This is a genomic window from Paenibacillus sp. JNUCC32 (assembly GCF_014863545.1).
Classification (GTDB): Bacteria; Bacillota; Bacilli; order Paenibacillales; family Paenibacillaceae; genus Paenibacillus_AQ; species Paenibacillus_AQ lautus_A.
The window spans coordinates 4,941,293-4,961,791 of sequence record NZ_CP062260.1 but is presented as its reverse complement, the minus strand read 5'-3'; the positions used below and the strand labels follow the sequence as shown (position 1 = coordinate 4,961,791).

General features: G+C 54.2%; 21 protein-coding genes. 17 read left to right on the top strand and 4 right to left on the bottom strand.

What is annotated here, in order from left to right; all coding sequences use genetic code 11:
* Positions 1-252 precede the first annotated feature (252 nt).
* From JNUCC32_RS21995 to JNUCC32_RS21980, 4 genes are all read left to right on the top strand, one after another.
* Positions 253-1,329, top strand: a complete 1,077-nt coding sequence (locus JNUCC32_RS21995) for a sulfate ABC transporter substrate-binding protein (RefSeq protein WP_036664629.1) — start codon at positions 253-255, stop codon at positions 1,327-1,329.
* A gap of 38 nt (positions 1,330-1,367) precedes the next feature.
* Positions 1,368-2,216 carry a sulfate ABC transporter permease subunit CysT gene (cysT, locus tag JNUCC32_RS21990; RefSeq protein WP_192569838.1) on the top strand — a complete coding sequence of 283 codons (849 nt, stop codon included), beginning with the start codon at positions 1,368-1,370 and terminating at the stop codon, positions 2,214-2,216.
* Positions 2,217-2,230: 14 nt separating this feature from the next.
* Positions 2,231-3,097: a sulfate ABC transporter permease subunit CysW gene (cysW, locus tag JNUCC32_RS21985; protein ID WP_192569837.1), complete on the top strand. Its 867-nt coding sequence runs from the start codon at positions 2,231-2,233 to the stop codon at positions 3,095-3,097.
* Between the two features lie 145 nt (positions 3,098-3,242).
* Positions 3,243-3,464, top strand: a complete 222-nt coding sequence (locus JNUCC32_RS21980) for a YezD family protein (RefSeq protein WP_192569836.1) — start codon at positions 3,243-3,245, stop codon at positions 3,462-3,464.
* A gap of 236 nt (positions 3,465-3,700) precedes the next feature.
* On the opposite strand, the gene JNUCC32_RS21975 is transcribed toward JNUCC32_RS21980, so the two are convergent.
* Positions 3,701-4,612, bottom strand: a complete 912-nt coding sequence (locus JNUCC32_RS21975) for a hypothetical protein (protein WP_096774638.1) — start codon at positions 4,610-4,612, stop codon at positions 3,701-3,703.
* A 148-nt stretch (positions 4,613-4,760) separates the two neighbouring features.
* Between JNUCC32_RS21975 and JNUCC32_RS21970 the strand changes: the two genes are divergently transcribed.
* Positions 4,761-5,744 carry an alpha/beta fold hydrolase gene (locus JNUCC32_RS21970; RefSeq protein WP_192569835.1) on the top strand — a complete coding sequence of 328 codons (984 nt, stop codon included), beginning with the start codon at positions 4,761-4,763 and terminating at the stop codon, positions 5,742-5,744.
* Between the two features lie 21 nt (positions 5,745-5,765).
* A complete protein-coding gene (locus tag JNUCC32_RS21965) occupies positions 5,766-6,518 on the top strand; it encodes a MerR family transcriptional regulator (RefSeq protein WP_192569834.1) in 753 nt (250 codons plus the stop codon).
* Between the two features lie 379 nt (positions 6,519-6,897).
* Here the strand turns inward: JNUCC32_RS21965 and JNUCC32_RS21960 are convergent, their stop codons facing one another.
* Entirely contained in the window at positions 6,898-7,791 is an 894-nt protein-coding gene (locus tag JNUCC32_RS21960; RefSeq protein WP_192569833.1) for a hypothetical protein, read from the bottom strand.
* 365 nt (positions 7,792-8,156) lie between these two features.
* Between JNUCC32_RS21960 and JNUCC32_RS21955 the strand changes: the two genes are divergently transcribed.
* Positions 8,157-8,789, top strand: coding sequence for an NAD(P)-dependent oxidoreductase (locus JNUCC32_RS21955; RefSeq protein WP_012818839.1), 633 nt, complete (start codon positions 8,157-8,159; stop codon positions 8,787-8,789).
* A 69-nt stretch (positions 8,790-8,858) separates the two neighbouring features.
* Positions 8,859-10,604 (top strand): NAD(P)H-hydrate dehydratase, encoded by a 1,746-nt coding sequence (locus tag JNUCC32_RS21950; RefSeq protein ID WP_192569832.1) that lies wholly within the window; start codon positions 8,859-8,861, stop codon positions 10,602-10,604.
* A 65-nt stretch (positions 10,605-10,669) separates the two neighbouring features.
* On the opposite strand, the gene JNUCC32_RS21945 is transcribed toward JNUCC32_RS21950, so the two are convergent.
* Complete coding sequence (locus JNUCC32_RS21945) at positions 10,670-11,125, bottom strand: hypothetical protein (RefSeq protein WP_192569831.1); 456 nt, start codon at positions 11,123-11,125, stop codon at positions 10,670-10,672.
* A 56-nt stretch (positions 11,126-11,181) separates the two neighbouring features.
* A complete protein-coding gene (locus tag JNUCC32_RS21940) occupies positions 11,182-12,090 on the bottom strand; it encodes an SDR family oxidoreductase (protein ID WP_192569830.1) in 909 nt (302 codons plus the stop codon).
* 211 nt (positions 12,091-12,301) lie between these two features.
* Here JNUCC32_RS21940 and JNUCC32_RS21935 point away from each other — a divergent pair, with 211 nt between their 5' ends.
* The 9 genes from JNUCC32_RS21935 to JNUCC32_RS21895 all read left to right on the top strand — a co-directional run bounded on the left by JNUCC32_RS21935 (position 12,302) and on the right by JNUCC32_RS21895 (position 20,445).
* The gene (locus tag JNUCC32_RS21935) at positions 12,302-13,117 is read left to right on the top strand and encodes a VanW family protein (protein ID WP_192569829.1); all 816 of its coding nucleotides are present in this window, start codon (positions 12,302-12,304) and stop codon (positions 13,115-13,117) included.
* Between the two features lie 362 nt (positions 13,118-13,479).
* Positions 13,480-14,025: an NADPH-dependent FMN reductase gene (ssuE, locus tag JNUCC32_RS21930; protein ID WP_009589288.1), complete on the top strand. Its 546-nt coding sequence runs from the start codon at positions 13,480-13,482 to the stop codon at positions 14,023-14,025.
* A gap of 60 nt (positions 14,026-14,085) precedes the next feature.
* A complete protein-coding gene (locus JNUCC32_RS21925; protein WP_192569828.1) occupies positions 14,086-14,676 on the top strand; it encodes a P-loop nucleotide/nucleoside kinase family protein in 591 nt (196 codons plus the stop codon).
* Between the two features lie 301 nt (positions 14,677-14,977).
* Complete coding sequence (locus JNUCC32_RS21920; protein ID WP_228468803.1) at positions 14,978-15,736, top strand: AAA family ATPase; 759 nt, start codon at positions 14,978-14,980, stop codon at positions 15,734-15,736.
* Between the two features lie 325 nt (positions 15,737-16,061).
* The gene (locus JNUCC32_RS21915) at positions 16,062-16,481 is read left to right on the top strand and encodes a MarR family winged helix-turn-helix transcriptional regulator (protein ID WP_009589289.1); all 420 of its coding nucleotides are present in this window, start codon (positions 16,062-16,064) and stop codon (positions 16,479-16,481) included.
* A gap of 79 nt (positions 16,482-16,560) precedes the next feature.
* Positions 16,561-17,979, top strand: a complete 1,419-nt coding sequence (locus JNUCC32_RS21910) for an MDR family MFS transporter (RefSeq protein ID WP_192569827.1) — start codon at positions 16,561-16,563, stop codon at positions 17,977-17,979.
* Positions 17,980-18,285: 306 nt separating this feature from the next.
* The gene (locus tag JNUCC32_RS21905) at positions 18,286-19,083 is read left to right on the top strand and encodes a DUF817 domain-containing protein (RefSeq protein WP_192569826.1); all 798 of its coding nucleotides are present in this window, start codon (positions 18,286-18,288) and stop codon (positions 19,081-19,083) included.
* Positions 19,084-19,222: 139 nt separating this feature from the next.
* Positions 19,223-19,366 (top strand): hypothetical protein, encoded by a 144-nt coding sequence (locus JNUCC32_RS21900; protein WP_176502450.1) that lies wholly within the window; start codon positions 19,223-19,225, stop codon positions 19,364-19,366.
* Positions 19,367-19,491: 125 nt separating this feature from the next.
* Positions 19,492-20,445 (top strand): GNAT family N-acetyltransferase, encoded by a 954-nt coding sequence (locus JNUCC32_RS21895; protein WP_192569825.1) that lies wholly within the window; start codon positions 19,492-19,494, stop codon positions 20,443-20,445.
* Positions 20,446-20,499: the final 54 nt, after the last annotated feature.

The following is a 20,499-nucleotide window of genomic DNA, read 5'->3' as shown; positions in this document are numbered from 1 at the left end:
GAATGGTCCTAAACTTGAAATTTTTTGAAAAAAAGGTTTGACAGCAGAAGGGGGACTTATTACAATAGCAACATAACATACTAAACAGGTAGGAATTATAATATATTGTTCTCACCGTATCGACGGAGGAACGCTCGAAGAACAAGGGCAGGCACGGTTGCAAACCGGCTTGACTCTGTTCCGATGAGCCTTCCTCCGTCTTTTTTTGCCATGGGGCCTGTTTAGTAGAGAAGAATAGGGGGAGTGATCCATATGAAAAAGGTGTTGAAGCAAGGGGTTCTCATCGGATTAACAGTCATGCTGACGGCGGCGCTGACGGCTTGCGGCTCACAGAAAACAGAAACGGCCGCAACCGCCGGCGAAGCAACGCCTGCTTCGGGTTCAAGCAAGCCGAGCGTGGAACTGCTTAATGTTTCTTACGATCCGACCCGGGAGTTATACGATCAGTACAACAAGGCATTCGCGGCGCATTGGGAGAAGGAACAAGGCCAGAAGGTGACGTTTAAGCAATCGCACGGAGGTTCGGGCAAGCAAAGCCGTTCGGTTATCGACGGTTTGGAGGCGGATGTGGTGACACTGGCCCTCGGATACGATATCGATGCGATCCGTCAGGCCGGATTGATCAATGAAGGCTGGGAGAGCAAGTTTGAGCATAACAGCGCGCCTTACACCTCGACCATCGTTTTCCTCGTCCGCAAAGGAAACCCGAAAGGCATCCAGGATTGGCCGGATCTGATTAAGGAGGGCGTGGAGGTCATCACGCCGAACCCGCAGACCTCCGGCGGTGCACGGTGGAACTACCTGGCGGCATGGGGTTATGCACTCAAGGTTAACAACAACGACGAAGCGAAAGCACAGGAATTCGTGAAAGAGCTGTTCACCCATGTGCCGGTGCTGGACAGCGGCGCACGGGGAGCGACAACCACCTTTGTGGAACGCGGAATCGGGGACGTGCTGCTGGCTTGGGAGAATGAAGCCTATCTCTCGATTAACGAGCTGGGACCGGATAAATTCGAAATCGTGAACCCGTCCGTCAGCATTTTGGCAGAACCGCCGGTTGCCGTCGTGGATAAGAACGTTGACAAGCGCGGCACCCGGGAGGTGGCCGAAGCCTATCTGGAATACCTGTACAGCGAAGAGGGGCAGACGATTGCGGCGGAGAACTACTACCGTCCGACGCTTGCCAGCGTAGCCGACAAATACAAGGAGAAATTCCCGGCCATCGAATTGTTTACGCTCAAGGACGTGTTTGGAACATGGGAAGAGACGCAAACCAAGCATTTTAATGACGGCGGCATCTTTAATCAGATTTACGTGCCAGGCAGCTGATCGGCATAACCGCCGAAGGCAGGAAAGGATGAGTGGATATGACGGTACTCCCCGTACGGAAGCAAGGCAGAAATCATCGCAGGGTGCTCCCGGGTTTTGGAGTCGGCATGGGACTGACTGTCCTTTATATGAGTTTGGTTGTGCTCGTGCCGCTATCGGCGCTGCTTCTTAATCAAACCGGATTGACCTGGGAGAAGTTCTGGTCGGTTGCAACCGATCCGAGGGTGCTGGCATCCTACAGGGTCAGTCTGACGACGGCGGCGCTGGCCGCATTAGCGGATACGATACTGGGGCTGCTGCTGGCCTGGGTGCTGGTGCGGTATGATTTTCCGGGCAAAAAATGGTGGGATGCCCTGATCGACCTGCCCTTCGCCCTGCCAACGGCCGTGGCGGGGGTGGCATTAACCGCGATCTATTCCGCGAATGGATGGATCGGATCGCTGCTGGAGCCGCTCGGCATCAAGGCGGCGTTCTCTTCCTTGGGCATCACGCTGGCCCTGATGTTCATCGGCATACCGTTCGTCGTGCGGACGGTACAGCCTGTGCTGGAGGACGCGGAGCGGGACACGGAAGAGGCGGCAGCCACGCTAGGGGCAGGCCGGTGGCGCACGTTCCGCACCATCATTCTGCCGACTCTGATTCCGCCGCTGCTGACCGGGTTTGCGCTCGCTTTTGCCCGGGGGATCGGAGAATACGGCTCCGTCGTCTTCATATCGGGAAATATGCCGATGAAGACGGAGATTGCGCCGCTGTTGATCATGACGAAGCTGGAGCAGTTTGATTATGCCGGCGCTACGGCGGTTGCCTTGATTCTGCTGCTCATCTCTTTCGCGCTGCTGCTCGGAATCAATATTTTACAACACTGGACGCGGAAAACCGCACGCTAGGGAGGGGGAACTATATGGCTGGAACCGTACCCGCTGCCGTCCCGGCAGGGAAACGAGGCACATCGCCCTCTCCGGCTGCAGCGGAGAAAACCTGGGTGAAATGGACCTTCATTAGTTTGGCTGGCCTTGTGCTTCTGTGGCTTATTGTGCTGCCGCTCGTTACGGTGCTGTCCGAAGCGCTGAAGAAGGGATGGGAGGTTTATATCGCGGCCTTGTCCGATCCCGATGCCTTGTCCGCGCTGCGGTTGACCTTACTGGTGGCGGCGATTGCGGTACCGCTGAATTCGATATTCGGCGTCATCGCGGCTTGGACCATAACGAAGTTCCGCTTTAAAGGCAAAAATCTGCTGATTACGCTGCTGGATTTACCGTTCGCGGTATCGCCGGTTATCGGAGGCCTCGTCTTCGTGCTTATTTTCGGCCGTCAGGGTTGGTTTGGCCCTTGGCTCGAAAGCCATGATATCAAGATCATATTTGCCGTGCCCGGCATCGTTCTGGCTACGTTATTCGTTACGTTTCCTTTTGTGGCCAAGGAGTTGATCCCGCTGATGGAGGACCAAGGGACGAAGGAAGAGGAGGCGGCTGTAACGCTCGGCGCCAAGGGCTGGCAAATCTTCTGGCGGGTCACCCTGCCCAATATCAAATGGGGGCTGCTGTACGGCATCATTCTGTGCAATGCCAGGGCCATGGGCGAGTTTGGGGCCGTGTCCGTCGTATCCGGCCATATCCGCGGAGAGACCAATACGCTGCCCCTTCATGTCGAGATTTTGTACAATGAGTATCAGTTTTCGGCATCGTTCGCGGTGGCCTCCTTATTGCTGTTGTTAGCCGTGATTACGCTGCTGCTTAAAAATTGGTTTACGCGAAAAAATGCCCATTGACAGTCGTTTCCACCCCATGCTAAGGTTAATTCATACTATATTGGTTGGAAAAGAATGAATAATGATCGTTTACATTGTGAATGTGTCTTCGGCTGATGAAGATGAGTGAATAAATGAGGGCTTTGCCCGGTGAGGAGGCGTATCCATGGCTAAACCATTAAAAGTGGATGAAATGTGGCTCGAGCGCATAGCAAGCCTGCTGAACGACATGGAATTCGGTTCGCTGCAAATCGTAGTGCATGAGGGTCAAATCGTTCAGATGGAACGAACGGAGCGCAAGCGTTTCGAGAATACGGCCTCCGGAACGGTCAAGACGTCAGGATCGTCCCGGGCATCCGGCCAACAGCGAAGAACGAATACAAGATGACTAAGCAAAAGCTACCAGGTACCGTAAAAAGAACTTCCGCCAGATAACTGAAGTGCAGCCTGTCCAGTCGACATGGGTAAGACACCACGGGTGTTGACCAAGTAGACCAGGGGAACGCGCTTTGGGAATCATGCGGGAGTTCTTTTCTATTAGAGATAGAGTATATGAATAATACAAACAGCCCGGCCGTTGAATCGGTCGGGCTGTTTGTTAATCGTATTCATGTATCAGGCATCTTATCGCGACCGGAGCGGGCTGCTGCCGATCTCCGGCTCGCCTGCGCCTGTTGTTTCGCTTAGAGGATCGTGATCCCCGGCAGGATGAAGGAACTGCTCCATCAGCTCCGGATGGCCGGCATAGGGCCGCTCACGCCGCTTACGGGTGGCCGTTACCCGGAAACCCGCCAGATAGAGCAAGCATTGGGTAGCCAGAACGTAAGGCGAGGCTTCGCCGCCGATCAGATTAAATAAGGCCGAAGCCACAATCAGCAGATGCAGCACGGTATAAATCATGCCATGCGTTTTTCTTCTCGAATCCATCAATAAACGGTAGAAAGAGATCGTGGCAATGATATTGGAGAGCCATAAACACCAAACCTCGGGGCTTGCCCAGGCCGAGGTTTGCCTGAGTTCCTCCGCAAGGACCGCCGTCCATAGGAGCGCGGCACCCAGTGAAAGGGCAGGTACGGCAGGTTTTAGGAGCAGCCACAAGCCCATCCCCCAGCCGGGCTTCTCCAGCCGTCCAACCAGCTCGTCGCGCTCCTTCATGAGTCTGTTGATCTCGCGGTCCAGCAGCTTGTGAAGCGTCGTCAATCGGGATTCATCGCGATCGCTTAGAAAAATATCCATTTGTTCGTGGAGCTCACGCGTCAACAGGTCAGCGGATTTGCATTCCTGCAGAAGCCGGATCAGCAGATCCTCGGGGACGGCCGTCCGGGTCGGTCGATGGATCAGCGTGCCGAGAAGCCCTGCCAGCCTGGCGTAGACCGTCAAGGTCTGACGAATGCGAGCGAGCGAATCCTTGCGTGCACCGAGCAGCCGGGACGCACTGTATATGTACAGGCCCGCAAATACCGCAGTGGCAAGAAGCGCGGCCACGAGCCCGTCCAGCGAGCCAAAGATATCAACCATCCATTCCGTAAGGGACAAGCGGATCCCTCCTTCAATATTCTACCTTTCACTATTGCACAAGAAGGAAGGGATTTCAAGCCGATTCGGTAACAGGCAGCTATAGAGCGCATGGGGGTTGCGTATAACGTTACGTCATAGCTTATAGTCGCCTTAGGAGGGGATTGAAGTGAAACGAAGAAAAGGATGGATTATCTTGGGTAGCATTCTCATTGCGATACTAGCTATACTGACGGTAGCAGGCTTTCTATTCAGAGATGACGGGTCGTTAAGCGGTTTTGTTACAGAGGATGGGCAGAAGGAATATGCGGCGGCTTATGAGGAGGCGATGAGTCACTTGCCAGAACCGGTTGAGTCGATCAAGGTTCATACCGATTTTGGCGTGGTTCAGCTCTACAAGTTCCAGGGGAGCGATACGCCGCACAAAACGCCTTTGTTGCTGCTTCCGGGAAAGGGATCTGCTACACCCATGTGGGAGGCCAATCTTAGCGGCTTTTTAGAACACCGGCCTGTATACACCGTTGATTTGATAGGAGAACCGGGTTTAAGCACAGAAACCAGACGGATTGAAACCGCTGCGGACCAAGCAGCATGGTTAGGGCAAGTATTGGATCAGCTGCCGGAATCAGAGATCCACCTATTAGGGCTGTCGTTCGGCGGGTGGAGTGCGGCGAATCTGGCGCTCAAGCATCCGGAGAAGATTCACTCGCTCATATTGCTGGACCCCGTCTATGTGTTCGGCCCCATTCCATTGAAAATGATACTGGCCTCCATTCCGGCGACGGTGCCCATGGTGCCCAAGCCGATCCGGGAGAAAATGCTCAGCTATATATCCGGCGGGGCTGAAGTCGATGACAGCGATCCGACCGCCAAACTAATCGAAACCGGTATGCGGACATTCAAGAGCAAGCTGCCCATGCCCGAAGCCATCCAGCCGGAACAATTAGCTGAGCTGACGATACCGGTGCTCGGTATTTTAGCTGGACAATCGACGATGAACCATGCTGAAAAGTCGTATCAAACGGGGATGGATGCCTTGAAAGACCCTAATAGCGAGATGGTTTTATTTGAAGAGGCCTCGCATGCGATTAACGGGGAATACCCTGAAGAGTTACTGGAAACGATAGAAGCCTTTTTAGCGAAAATCGAGTAAGGGACAGGAAGGGATGGGTTCATGGGGAAAAAATATTCCGTAAAAGAAATCAGCCGATTGTCGGGAATAACACCGCGAACCATTCAGTACTACGATAATGAAGGGATTCTTAAAGCGGAGCGAGATGAGCTGGGGCATAGAGTATATTATGATAAACAGCTGTATGTACTTGAGCAGATTATGTTCTATAGAGCCATCGGTTTCTCTTTAAAAAAGATCAAAGAACAATTGATTGTGGGCACCGAGGAGCAGGATATCGAGAACATTCTAGATTACCAGGCATCGATCCTTTATTCACAGAAAGAGAGCATCCAAGCCAAGCTTGACGGATTGCATGTGGCAAAGGAAATGATGAAAGAAGGGTACAACGTACCCTGGGAGCTGTTAGCCCATCTTATGCGTTCGTTGAATGAGGTCGATATGTCGGCTTGGAAAGAATACGAATTTTCGGAGGAAGACGCGCGGCTGTTTCAAAAAGTATTTGACTCTGAGCAGGCGGTATTGGATTTTTACAATACGTTCAGAAAAATATCGCTGCAAGCTGCAGCTTATAAGGCCTCAAACGTCCCCATCGAGTCCCGTTTAGCCAGGGCCTTAGCCCAAGAATGGCAACAGATGGTTCAACGTGTGACCCATGGCGACGAACGGATTCATGCTGCCTTTTTAGCGGTCGATAACAATCGGGATCAATGGAACGCTGGAGAGCGTCAGCTTGTAATGGAAGCAGAACAATATTTGCAGGACGTCATAGAGCGCTATGCTGATCGTAAATGAGCCGCATGCTGCCCGGGTTCGCTTCCAGTGCAGGAAGCTTGATCGTATGCTACTATTCATGACGGATCGGTTTTTCTCTTGGTAAACAATGTTTCCTCAAGGTAACAAAAGGGGCCGAGCCGCATATAGTATATGAATAAGACATCGAAGAGAGGGAGGGGCCGGGGTGATGGAAGTGCAGGTAAAAAAAGCGCCGCTTCAACGCGCGAAAATGACGGTCGGTTATGTACTGCTTCTCATGTTGACGGTTTGAAGGCGATCAGGCCTTTTACCCGAAGGAGAGGATAAGTTCCTTCATCTAAACATAAAAGATGGCGCCAGAGGACACACCCTCTTGAAACGCCATCTTTTTTAATGCCAGAATGTAAGGATCGCAACGTTATCGATCGGAGTCATGAAGTTCCTTCCAGTACCTGTAGTCGTGAATGGCGAACCCGGAGAAGGAAGGGTGCTTTTCCGCCTTGGTGCATACCTTGCTCAGCTGTTCCTCCATATAGGCCGTGCCTTCCTCGAAAAAGGTAATGTAAGCTCCCTCATTGCTGGACTTGGTCTCCACGGCAATCAGGGCCTCCTTGCCGAGTTCGTCGGCTTCCTTTAGCTCGGTCGCGGCGAGGTTGTATATGTTATCCGCTTGATCGCGATAGGCCATAATGACGATCTGGTCGAACTGCTTGATCATCCAGCGGCTGATCGACATCGACTGATCCGGCAGCCGGTAGGTATGCAGCCAGAAGGTCATGTCGGAGCCGATCGGCAGATTCAGCTTGTGCGCTTCATCGACCAGATAACGGACGCTCGCTTGCCACTGCTTAACGACCGAGGACTGGTTCGTTTTCCATTCGGCCAGCACATGCGGCTCGATATCGACATGGATGCCGGTGAAGCGCTCATTCGGGGCAGCGGACGCTTGATATTCGGCGGTCCATTGAATAAACGTCTCCAGCCGGTGACGTTCCGATTCCAGCGCCCAGTTCGGCGCCCCGCCGAGGACGTGGACCTCGATCCCTTGCACTCCTGCTTGGCGGATAAAGCTGCGGTAATACTCGGGACGGACATCGCGGTTCATCTGCAGGTAGAGCACGTTCACTCCCTGGCTGCCGGCAAAGCTCAGAATGTCATCGGCGGAGTCTTTGATTTGCGGGGTATCCCAGAACCAGGTTGCCTTCTGGCTGGGTTTCGCTTCCGCGGCATCAGGATGAAGGGACAGACTGCTTAGCAGCAGCAGGCCGCCGGCGAGACAGAGAGCCAGCAAGCGGACGTATTGTTTTTTCATAGGATGGATGTTCTCCTTTTCATTACGATTTAAACATAAGCATTAGGACAATCTTCGACAAGCGTATACCATTAGTATTGCGTTAGAAGTCATTACGCCAAATATATATTTTCATAAATGTGCACTTATGTATTCTATCGGTGAAAACAATATCGCAATTCATAGGTCTAAAGATCTAATGTTTTGAGGAAAAATGAATAAGTGGAGTTTGAAGAGGTCTGCAAGGGGATAAGTAAATAGGAGGTGCGATCGACCAAGTGCGGCTATACGCGGCACCGGGTGTTCATACTACTACTTAAGATATAAGAGAACCATTCCCCATCCTGGGTGATGTAGTATAATTTTTAAACGAAGGAGCGATGAACATGAAGGTAGCATTGATTGGAGCAAGCGGGACGATCGGGAAACGCATTACGGAAGAAGCGCTGCGCCGGGGACACGAGGTAACGGCGGTGCTGCGTAATCCGGATCGCCTTGAAGCGGAGCATGAGCGATTACAGAAAGTCAAAGCGGATGTGATGGATCCTTCGTCATTGGAAGAGGCTGTTCAGGGACACGATGCCGTGATCAGCGCTTTCGGTCCGAAGTTCGGCCAAGAAGAGGAGCTTGTAGCAGCCGCGCGGACCATTGTGGAGGGAACGAGACGCGGCGGCGTAACCCGCCTGTTGATCGTTGGCGGCGCAGGCAGCCTGATCGCCGACAGCGGGGTACCGCTTATGGAAACCCCGGAATTTCCGGAAGAGATCAGACCGCTTGCCCGTGCGCATGCGGATGCTTACGACCTTTATAAGGAAAGCGATCTGGAATGGACGTATATCAGTCCGGCGGCCATCATCGAGCCGGGGAAACGTACCGGACAATTCCGGATCGGCATGGACCGCCTGGTGACGGATGAGAGCGGAAGCAGCCGGATCTCGGTTGAAGATTTTGCGGTAGCCGTGATTGATGAGCTGGACGATCCGCAGTTCATTCAGTCCCGTTTTACCGTTGCTTATTAATCGACAGGCATCAAGCGAAGTCGTCAGAGCGTTTGGGTAGGATATATCGAAGCAAAGGGGAGAGCTTGGATGTATGTTGTGACGTCCGAACAGATGAGGGCACTCGATAACTACGCGATTCGCCGCATCGGCATTCCGGCCATCGCGCTTATGGAAAATGCGGGTAAAGCGATTGCCGAGGAAGTCCTGAAATTATGCCTGGAGCGTCATGTCGCGAGCCAGTTACCGTCCACGGCGGCCGCTCGGACATGCGGAAGCGATCAAGCCTACTTGCCGGAGGATGAGAGGTGCGACCGGCCGACTTCCTTATTGGATTATTCGGCAGCGTCAGAGGGCCCTTTCACCGGAAATGAGCGGGTTATCGAGATGAGCCGCCCGTCGCCTGTCATCGACGGAGACGCGCGATTGCCCACCGCGCTGGCGGCGCAGGAGCACTGGCTCATTCTGGTGGGCAAAGGCAATAACGGCGGCGACGGCGTGGTCGCCGCACGGCATTTGCGTGACGCCGGCATAAGCGTCACGCTGCTCTACGCCGCCGAGCCGTCCGCGCTGGCCGACGAGGCGGCAGTGCAGCGGGATGCCGCGGCAGCGCTCGGCATCCCGGCTCTGGTCCACGGCCGTGCCGCCGTGGACTACGGCGCGTACACCGGCATCGTGGACGCGCTGCTCGGGACGGGCGCGACGGGCACGCCCCGCGGCGCTTACGCCGCGCTGATCCAGGCCGCGAACGACAGCGGCCTGCCGATTGTGTCCGCCGATATTCCGAGCGGACTGGACGCCGATACCGGCGCGCGGCACGAGCCGTGCATTTCGGCCGCGGTGACGGTATGCCTCGCCTTCCTGAAGCGAGGCTTGGTGCAGTACCCCGGCGCCGGGGCCGCGGGCCGGGTGGTGGTCCGCTCCATCGGCATTCCGGCATCGCTGTGCCGGGAGCAGGGCGTCAGCACGCGTCTGCTTACCCCGCATGTCCTTCGGACGGAGCTGGGCGCCGACGTGTCGCGCCGCCGCGCGCCGGACGGGCATAAGGGCACCTACGGCCACGTCCTGACCGTAGGAGGCAGCCGCACGATGAGCGGCGCAGGCCTGCTCGCTTCCCGGGCGGCGCTCCGCGCGGGCTGCGGCCTGGTGACCTGGGCGCTCCCTGCCAGCCTGGTGCTGCCGCTGAGCGGAGCCGCGCCCGAGGTGATGCTCGCCCCTGCGACAGAGGAGAGCGGCGGCTACTGGAATGAGGCCTCCGCGGAGCAGGTCCTGTCCCTCGCCAAGTCCCGCGATGTGCTGGCCGTAGGTCCGGGGCTTGGCCGCTTCGAAGGAGACGACAGGTGGCTCCGCCGACTGTGGGAAGAATGGGAAGGGCCGCTGGTGGTGGATGCCGACGCGCTGAATATGCTGTCTGCGGCTGGCGATTTCAGCGCCTGGAAGCCGCGTGCCGCGGCCACGGTGCTGACCCCGCATCCCGGGGAGATGTCCCGGCTGCTGGGCATTCCTACTGCCGAGCTGCAGCGGGACCGGATCGGTGCCGCCGCAGGGTTCGCGACCGGCCACGGGGTTACCCTCGTGCTCAAGGGGGCGCATACCGTCGTGGCTTCGCCGGACGGACAAACCTACATCAATACGACCGGTGCCTCCGGCATGGCGACCGGAGGCACCGGAGACGTGTTGACCGGCATCATTGCCGGCCTGCTGGCGCAAGGGCATGCCGGTCCGTCTGCAGCCGCGCTTGGCGTGTGGCTGCACGGCCGTGCCGGCGAGCGGGCCGCGCGGCATCGGGGGCATCCCGCCTCGGTCATCGCCGGGGATGTCATCGAAGCGCTTTGAAGCAAAGAGCCAAGGGCCCTCATCAGAGGGCCCTTTTTCCATGGGAAGAGGCTATAGCTCTTGAATCAGATTACCCAGCACAGCAGGGGAACGGCCAGGGCAAAGAACGGGGTGGCCAGCGAATTGCTGGAGAATGCATGCTTTCCCCACAAGAACAGAAGCAGCGTCAGGGTTCCGGCAGCGGCACGGAGCCAGAGCTGCTCCGGATGACCGCCCGTGAACAAGGCGAAGAACAGAAAACCGACCGCTCCATACACGGCAGCCTGTTTCCCCTTATGCAGCGAAGGCAGGAACGCGAGTATGGCATCGGCCGCGAGAGAGGCCGTCAGCGCGTAACCGTACACCCAGTGTTCTTGCGGCATGTAAAGGCCTAACCACTCCGAGGCCTGATCCGCGCCGGACGGCCACGCCCAATCCAGCAGACTCAGCAGCAGCACGACGATACCGGCGCTGGCCAGCTTGTTTAATGCATAAAACCCCATGTCCATCCGGGCGGACCGTTTGGGAATTCCGGTGTTCATTGTACACATCCTCTGCACGTTATTCGTGGAATCCTCGGATGCCTGCGGCATCCATGCTAGCTGGTTACCATCTGCCCTCCGTTGACGTGAATAGCCTGACCCGTGACATAAGAAGAAGTGATGGACGATGCCAGGTAAACATAAGCGGGTGCCAGCTCATAAGGCTGTGCGGCTCGCTTCATCGGCGAATTCGTTCCGAATACGGCAACCTCATCGGCGGAGAAGCTGGAAGGGATGAGCGGCGTCCAGACCGAGCCTGGCGCGACGGAGTTGACGCGGATGCCCTGATCGACCAGCGAAAGGGCCAGGGATCGGGTAAGGGAAACGATGGCGCCTTTGGTTGAGGAATAGTCGATGAGCTCCTTTAAACCGTCATAGGCCGTAATGGAGGCCGTGTTGATGATCGATGCCCCTGCTTTCATATGGGGCAGCGCAGCCTGGATCATGAAGAAGAACGGAAAGATATTCGTCTGATAGGTGTGATGCAGCTGTTCTTCCGTAATGTCCAGAATGCTGCGCTGCACATACTGGACGGCATGGTTGTTCACGAGAACATCCACTCTGCCGAAGCAGGCGATCGTCTCATTAACCACGGCTTCGCAGTTTTTTTTGTAGCGCAGATCGATCTTCATTAAGAGGCATCGTCTGCCGAGCGATTCAATCCGCTGCTTCGTCACTTCCGCATCCGAAGTCTCATATAAGTATGGGATGACCAGATCGGCACCTTCCTTGGCGAAGGCAATGGCGGTCGCTTTGCCGATACCGCTGTCCCCCCCGGTCACAATGGCGATTTTGCCATCCAGTTTACCGCTGCCCCGGTAGGCGGGATCTTCGCTGATCGGACGCGGCGACATCAGGCTTTCAAGGCCCGGCTGGCAGTTTTGATGCTGGGGAGGGAAAGCGATGAGCTGTTCTTTGCATTCGGTTTTGGAGCCTACGTATGGAATGGGCTGTTGGGGATTCATTTCATTCCTCCTTTGGTATACGGGATGTTATTCATGGAACGTCGATGCTTTATCTCTATGCATTCGCCCAGTCCAGGGTGCCGGTTGTGAACAGAATAGGTGAAAGGTCGTGCGCAAACGCGCGGGTTACGGATTTTTTACGATGTCCTTTGGGCTATTGTGGTAAAATATTTCCAAATTCATCAATACGGCCAAGGGGGCACGGTCACGGATGAAACCCGTCAAGCGTTCAAAATTCCGCCTGTGGGCAGGCAAGCAGTATTTTACGTACCGGCGTTATTGGGCATGGATGAGGAAGAGGGGCGGCATCGCCCGCACGCAAAGTCCTGAGCTACTGCGATATTCGGTGTTCACACACCAAACCCCGCTGAAACGCCAGCTCAAGGACGTTGATATGTGGTATCAGCATCATAAGGTGATCAACCTGCGTCTGGCCGTGCGCCATCTGGATGGACTGCTGGTTCGTCCGGGAGAGACGCTGTCCTATTGGAGGAGCATTGGACGCCCGACCCGCAGGAAAGGGTATGTCGACGGCATGGTCCTGTTCTATGGAGGCTTTAAGGCCGGCGTGGGCGGAGGGCTGTGCCAGCTGTCCAACCTCATATACTGGATGACGCTGCACACCCCTCTGGAAGTGAAAGAACGGCATCGGCACAGCTATGACGTATTTCCGGATGCGAACCGGACCCAGCCGTTCGGAAGCGGCGCTACGTGCGCCTATAATTATTTGGACCTTCAGATTTATAATCCGACGAACGATACATACCAGCTGTCGGTATATGTATCAGAGGAGGATTTGATCGGGGAATGGCGATCCAGCGCCGCTCCGCTGCATCGCTATGAAGTATATGAGCGGGACCATCGCATTACCCAGGAAGTTTGGGGAGGATATGCGAGGCATAACGTCATTGGCCGCAAAGTGTTCAACAGGGAAGGCGAACGGATTCGGGATGAGTGGATTACCGAGAACCATGCGCTCATGATGTACTCGCCGCTGCTTGCCGAACAAGGAAGTGGGTCGTCCTGATCAAGGGAGGGGCCAGGTGCCGATCTTAAACCGTATTCGCATGGGGAGCCCTGTTCGTGATCGGTTAAATGGAGCGGGCAATGGAGAACATCGGTTTGACGCATTCTGCCGGATTGACAAAAGCGCGGACACATTGATACGATGATACTAATTCTGACAAGTTTGCTCTGATTTATGCCGGTTGATGTCGGATGCAAGAGCGACTGCTGACCGGAAGACTTTGCCGTATCCTGTAAAGTCTTTTTTTTCTGAGATTCAGGCTATGGCGGTCTGACTCTATATCGAGAGGACCTTACATAGCGATCTGATGGTGCGTGGATGAAATGGTGACATTATAAGATAAGCTGAGGTGAACAATGATTATGGCGAAAGCTGTTATTATTAACGGGAGCCCTACAGCCGGATCCCGATTGAATGCGGTTATGGATTTTGCGGAGCAGGCACTAACTGCTGCCAATTTCGAGGTGAGCCGGATCGACGTGGCCGGGCTGCCGCCCGAGGATTTGATTCATACGAAGTTTGAGAGCGAGCATATCGTCAAAGCCAACGGGCTTGTGGCCGAGGCCGATGCCGTGATTGTGGCAAGTCCGGTTTATAAAGCTTCGTTTACCGGCGTGCTTAAGACATTTTTGGACCTGATTCCGCAAAAAGGCTTGGCTGGCAAAATCGTGCTTCCGATGTTCATTGGCGGCAGTCTCGCGCATTTGCTGGCGATTGATTATTCGCTCAAGCCCGTGCTTTCCTCGATCGGGGCCCGGCATATTCTGGGCGGCGTGTACGCCGTGGATGCCCAGGTGGCGCGTACCGAGGATGGCGGGTTTGACGTAGCGGAAGTGCTTCAGGAGCGTTTGGCCTCCGCGATGGAGGAATTGATTGAAGAAACCCGTTACCGGACAGAACGCGCATAGGGATAGCGTGAGTGACGGCAGGGGTGTTCTAGCGATATAGATCATATGGAGGGATACCATTTGCAAAAGCTAGTGTTTTTTGTCGGCGTGGCCGGCACAGGCAAGACAACCGTAGCGAAGAAACTTGCAGTCCTCATACCGGCTGCATTCCTCGACCGTGATACGGTGGGGGGACGGTTTGTCGAGAAGTTCCTGGAGAGCAACGGACTGGATCCGAACGACCGCGATTCTTCCTTCTATAAAGAGAATCTGCGCGATCTGGAATATGATACGACCAAGGATATTTGCATCGAGAACCTGGGTGCCGGGCAAAATGTCTTTATGATCTCGCCGTTCACGGCGGAGCTCAAGAACCGCGAATGGATTGAAGAGGTCATCGCATCCGCGGGATTAACGAAGAACGACGTTGACGTGAAGGTCATCGTGGTTGCGCTCAAGGACATGGATTTGCAGAAGGAGCGGATCATTGACAGACAGACCGAGCGGGATCAGTGGAAGCTGGATCATTGGGACGACTTCAAGAAGCGCGTCGATTTCGTTCCGGAAGTGAACTGGGATATTCCGCAAACGTCCATCAAGGTGTTTGATAACAGCGGCGATCTGACGGAAGAGAAGGTCGAGGAGCTCTATCAATTTATCGTAAGCGAATAGTAAGTATATCGTAACAACAGATTCAATATCGGATGAAAAATTGCGTCATTCCAGGTCCCGGCAAGCCCTGTGATGGCGCATTTTTTTGAATATCGGGGCATCTTCGATTGCTTCAAGGAAGCGGTCTGCCTGCTATCGCAGCAAACAGCGGGCTGCTCGGATTCGCTGTATGTCCAGGAATGCGTTCTATGAGAGCGTGCAGCCTGCATCGCGAGATCCTGAATTGGAACCGAAGCCGGAATGTTATATAGTAGTAGACTTGTCATGATCGGTTAACGTAGATTTCAAGGAGGGAAAGCGGTTGGATAACTCGGCTATGCTTGCCTATCTTCGAAGCGTTGTGTTAATGAGGGATCGCATCCCGTCATTTAACGAATACCCCTTTAATTTGCCGGCCGTAGCGGCTATGGACGGACTTCGCTTTCATCCGAAGGTCACTTATATCGTGGGCGAGAACGGAATGGGCAAATCCACGCTGCTGGAGGCGATTGCCGCGGCCCTCGGGTTCAATCCGGAAGGAGGGACGCTCAATTTCTCCTTCTCGACGGAGGAGACCCATTCCAGGCTGTATGAATATATTCGAACCGTCCGGGGCGCACGCAAACCGCGGGACGGGTTTTTCTTCCGGGCGGAGAGCTATTATAACGTCGCCAGCGAAGTGGATGCACTGGAGCGGGAGCGTCCTGGACTTTATGATTCCTATGGCGGCAAATCGCTTCACCAGCAGTCGCACGGAGAATCCTTTTTTGCCACCTTTTTGCATCGGTTCTGGGGGAACGGGCTGTACATCATGGACGAGCCGGAAGCGGCCTTGTCGCCATTTCGCCAAATGGCGCTGCTGAGGCGCATCCATGACCTGGTTCATGAAGACTCGCAGTTTATTATTTCCACGCATTCGCCGATTGTCATGGCTTATCCGGATTCGATCATCTACAAGCTGACATCCGAAGGCGTGGAAGAGACGAGCCTGGAGGAAACGGATCATTACATGATCACGAAGGAATTCGTGAATCGCCGGGAAGCGATGCTGCATGAATTGTTTGCAGATGATGAGGAATAAACGGGAAAGATAAGGGCTCGCGGATCGCTAGATCTTGCGAGTCCTTTTTGCATTGGGGGCCTGTTATTGTACTGACCGTTTCCTGCCAAGGCATGAATAAGAGATTTCTCTCCGTAGATGCTTCTGATTTTAAGAATTAGAATGGTTCAATGTCTCGAAATAAACTTTGAATAATTTAAGTAATTAGTCCATTATACCTCGATAATTGGGATGAATTAGAATGAAAATCATGAAAATGGTGTTTACAAGTTAGAATCATTGAACTAAAATAAGAACGAGGTGAAATGCTCTGGAGAACGGAAGAGAAGCAAGCGTGGAGAGACTCATGGACATGTATCGTGAGTTATCGGATAAAATGACGAGGCATCGGGTCGTGTCTTTCTTGAGTCATTTAAGAAAGAACGATTTGACGATGAATCAGTATAAAATCCTAAGTTTGATCGAGCAGCAGGGACCGTGGCTTCCCAACCGGTTGGCTGAGCACATGGAGCTTAAAGCTGCAACGATTACTTATTTGGTGGATGCCTTGGAACAACGGGGCTTGGTGATTCGAACGCCGAATCCGAGTGACGGACGCAGCCACTATGTCAATTTTACGGCAGAAGGCCGGCAGCTGGTGCTCGACGCGCGCAGCGAGGGGGATTATGCCGTCATGGAATCCTTCAAGCAGCTGGATGAGGACGAGGCGGATAACCTGTATATTTTGCTGCGATTGCTTGGCCGAAAGCTATTTCCAACAGAGTAAACGATATGAAACTGAAGTAATCCTGCCTCCAGTTCTGTTATCAGATCCGGGCGGGGTTACTTTGTTTAGGAGGCTTCTTGTGAATACAGACGAAAAATCTTCATTCTGGCTAATTATGAGCGCCGTGTTTTTCGGCAATTTTCTCGCGGTGCTGAGCATTACCACCATCAACGTCGCCTTTCCGGTGGTGATGGAACAGTTTCATGCCACGCTGAGCACAACCCAATGGCTGATGGCCGGGTATTTGCTGGCAACGGGGATCGTGGCCCCCATCGTCGGCTACATGGGGGACCAGCTAAGCTATAAGAGGCTGTTCGTACTGGCATTGACGGGTTTTACCCTTTCGTCGCTGCTATGCGTTGTCGCCTGGAACATCGAGACATTGATCGCGTTCCGGATCACGCAAGGCGTCTTCGGCGGGATGATCATTCCGATTACGATGACGATCATTTACCAGGTATTCCCGCGCGAGCGGCAGGCCTACGCCATGGGCTTGTGGAGCCTGGCTTCCATGCTGGCACCGGTGATAGGGCCGACCCTGGGCGGATGGCTGGTGCAATACTTTGGCTGGAAATCCATATTCATTCTGAATGTCCCCATCGGCCTGATATCGATCGTCATCGTAAGCAAATTCATTCCATTTTATCGACTGACCGGGAAGAAGAGCTTCGATCTCCTCGGCTTCTTGACGGTGGTGGCGGGCAGCTCCTGTTTGCTGCTCTCCTTCAGCCATGGCAACGATTGGGGCTGGGGGTCCTGGAAGACGATCTCCTTGCTCGTCGCCGGCATTTTGCTGCTGCTGTTCTTTATTAAGTGGGAGCTTCGCATCCCGTTCCCGCTATTGCAGCTGAAGGTATTCAGATTCCCCCGATTCCGGTACAGCTTGATCTTGAACTGCATCGTGACGATCTCCCTCTATACGGGAACCTTGCTGGTGCCGCTCTATTTGCAGACCGTGCTGAAGCTGTCCCCGATGGATACCGGATTGATCATGCTGCCGGGCGCGATCGTCATGGCGGCGGCATCGCCGATTATCGGCAAATTTTATGACCGGATCGGTCCGTTCCGGCTGGTCATCACGGGTGTCCTTATCATTGTGGCCGCCACGCTGGCTTTCAGCGGGATCGGCACGAATACGTCGGTTCTGTACATTTCCATGCTGCAGCTGGTTCGCTGCCTCGGCATAGCGCTGTGCAACATGCCGTTAACGAACGCCGCGATGAGCGCGGTGTCCAGCGAGTACTCAGGCCATGCATCGTCCATTACGAACTGGGCGCGCCAGGGGCTGGCTTCGTTATCCATCGGCATTTTCAGCGCGCTGGTGGTAACCAGAACATCCTATTACATGGGCGCCGGAACTGTGACTCCGCGTGCGGCAACGACCATGGGCATTGATGACGTGTTCATGATCGGCACGATGGTGGCGGTGGCAGCCATACCTCTTACATTTTTGTTACGGGTCAAAAAGAAAAAATCGGCTCGCCATATCGCGCTCTGACCGGGCATGCCCCGGCTGTATGAAGAGGAGGAGCCTTCAGGCTGTTGAGACCGGCCCAAGATGCCGGGAACCCGAATATAATCTAGCGATTGAACAAGGTTGAACCTAAGAGCTTGCATGCCGCAGGTATAACCTTAAGGATCGTCGGATAGCCCGTTAACCGATGAGAGAGCAGCTGCAGGAGCTGCTCTCTTATTTTGTTTTTGCGCTTAATAGCCTGGATGAAATATGACAAAGCTGTTCTTTTATTCAATTCGCGGTCTGTGGTAGGGTGAAGTATACGAATGCAGGCGCTAGGAGGAGCTTATGGAATTTATACGGAAGCTGTGGGTTTTCGGTTATCAGCAGGCTTTGTCCTGCCTATTTCCGGTGATTATCTTCGGCGCGCTGGGACTGACCAAGGTGGTCGAGATTCCGGGTTTGCCGCGGTATGATCTCATTCTTCTCATCTGCGTCTTGGCGCAAATCGGGATGCTGGTCAGCAAGCTGGAGACATGGGATGAACTGAAGGTCATCTGCGTCTTTCACGTCATCGGATTGATGCTGGAGCTGTATAAAGTGCATATGGGCTCATGGTCTTACCCGGACGAGGGCTGGAGCAAAATCGGCGGCGTTCCGCTGTACAGCGGCTTCATGTATGCCAGCGTGGCCAGTTATATCTGCCAGGCTTGGCGGCGAATGAATTTGCGCATCACCGGCTGGCCGCTGCCTGTGCTGACCGTGCTGATCAGCGCGGCGATCTATGCCAATTTCTTTACCCATCACTACGTGTGGGATGCGCGCTGGCTCCTGACCGCATTGTTGTTCGTGGTGTTTGGCAGAACCATGGTGTATTTCGACGTTGACGGAAAAACCTTGCGCATGCCGCTGGTGCTGTCGTTCCTGTTGATTGGTTTTTTTATTTGGATCGCTGAGAATATCTCCACGTTTCTCGGGGCCTGGACCTATCCGGGGCAGGAACGGACATGGAGTCTGGTGCATATCGGAAAAATCAGCTCGTGGTTCCTGCTGGTGGTCATCAGCGTCATCATTGTGGCCCAGCTGAAGCATATCAAGCAGGGGAGAGGCCCGTCCAAAGGCAATCCGAAGGGAACGGTCATGTGAATGTAGCTCAGCGGATTTGATCCTTCATGCAGAATCATGTATCCTATGGGTAATCGAGACGATGGAATTAGCGAGCCATAAGGCAAGCTACTTGTTATGAACATAGATGGTTGAAATCTTGGCAGGGAGGAGTATTCACATGAAAAAAAGATCATTGGCGTCGTTGTCCAAAGGCATGGGATACTCCACCGCTGTTTTCTTTGATCGGTCCGATGACGGGAGAAGTCTGTCCAAAATCGGATATTCGGCGATCAAGGATCCTTCATGCTATTCACTAAAATGAGGGAGCAGTGGAATTAAAAACACCACAGGTCGCTGGCTTGTGGTTGCATAGATCGGCATGTACACCACAGGTGCGCTGTGGTGTTTTTTGCGTTTCTAATGATACGAGCAAAGGAGAGGTAGACCATGTTCATGCAAGGTAAACAAATCTATGTCAAGTCGGTAGAGGAATCGGATGCGGAAGCGCTATGGAAGCTCGAGGTGGATAACCGGGATTTTTTTCAACGGTTCACGGGCTTAAGGGACGACGAATTCTATACCCTTGAGGGACAACTCGAACGGATTCGCAAGGCCCGGGAATCCAGCAAGGCGGATCAGGCGTATCTCTATATGATTGGACTGCGGGATACCGAAACGATCATCGGGGAGATCATGCTGACGGAAGTGGTACGGGGGAATTTGCAGAGCTGCTGGATCGGTTATTTTCTGGACCGGGACCATAACGGTAAGGGGTACATGACCGAGGCCGTTCAAATGGTGGTGAGGTTTGCCTTTCAGGAATTGAAGTTTCACCGGATTGAAGCGGGCGTGATGCCGCACAACCTAGGCTCGATCCGAGTGCTCCTGAAGGCCGGCTTCCATAAAGAAGGCATCGCCAGGAAAAACGTGAAGATTAACGGGAAGTGGGAGGACCATCAGACACTGGCTATGTTGAATGAAGCCGATGAGGAGGCATCGTCCCCGATTCACCGGTACAATCCGTCCGTCATCGCCCCGCCGATCGGTCCGTATACCCATGTAACCAAGGTTGCGAGAGGGGCTGAGCTGTTGGTATTCTCCGGCCAGGTGGGGACCGACAGGGAGGGGAGCCTGCCGGCCGATATGAAGGAGCAAGTAGAGAACACCTTGGCGAATATCCAGCGGGTATTGGCTTCGGAAGCCATGTCGGCGGATCATATCGTCAAAATCAACATTTGGGCGGTTCAGGAGGTCGACTGGGATCATTTCCACCGGGTATGGGAGAAATTCCACGGGGGGAAGGCGCCGTCCATGACGATGACCTACGTGCCGGCGCTGGCGATGCCGTCCCTTCAGGTGGAGATCGAGGTATGGGCAGCGAGGGGGCAACGCTTAATGTAGAGGAGCGGATTGCAGCCGTCTTATATAAGGCATAAAAAAACCTCCGGGATCCTG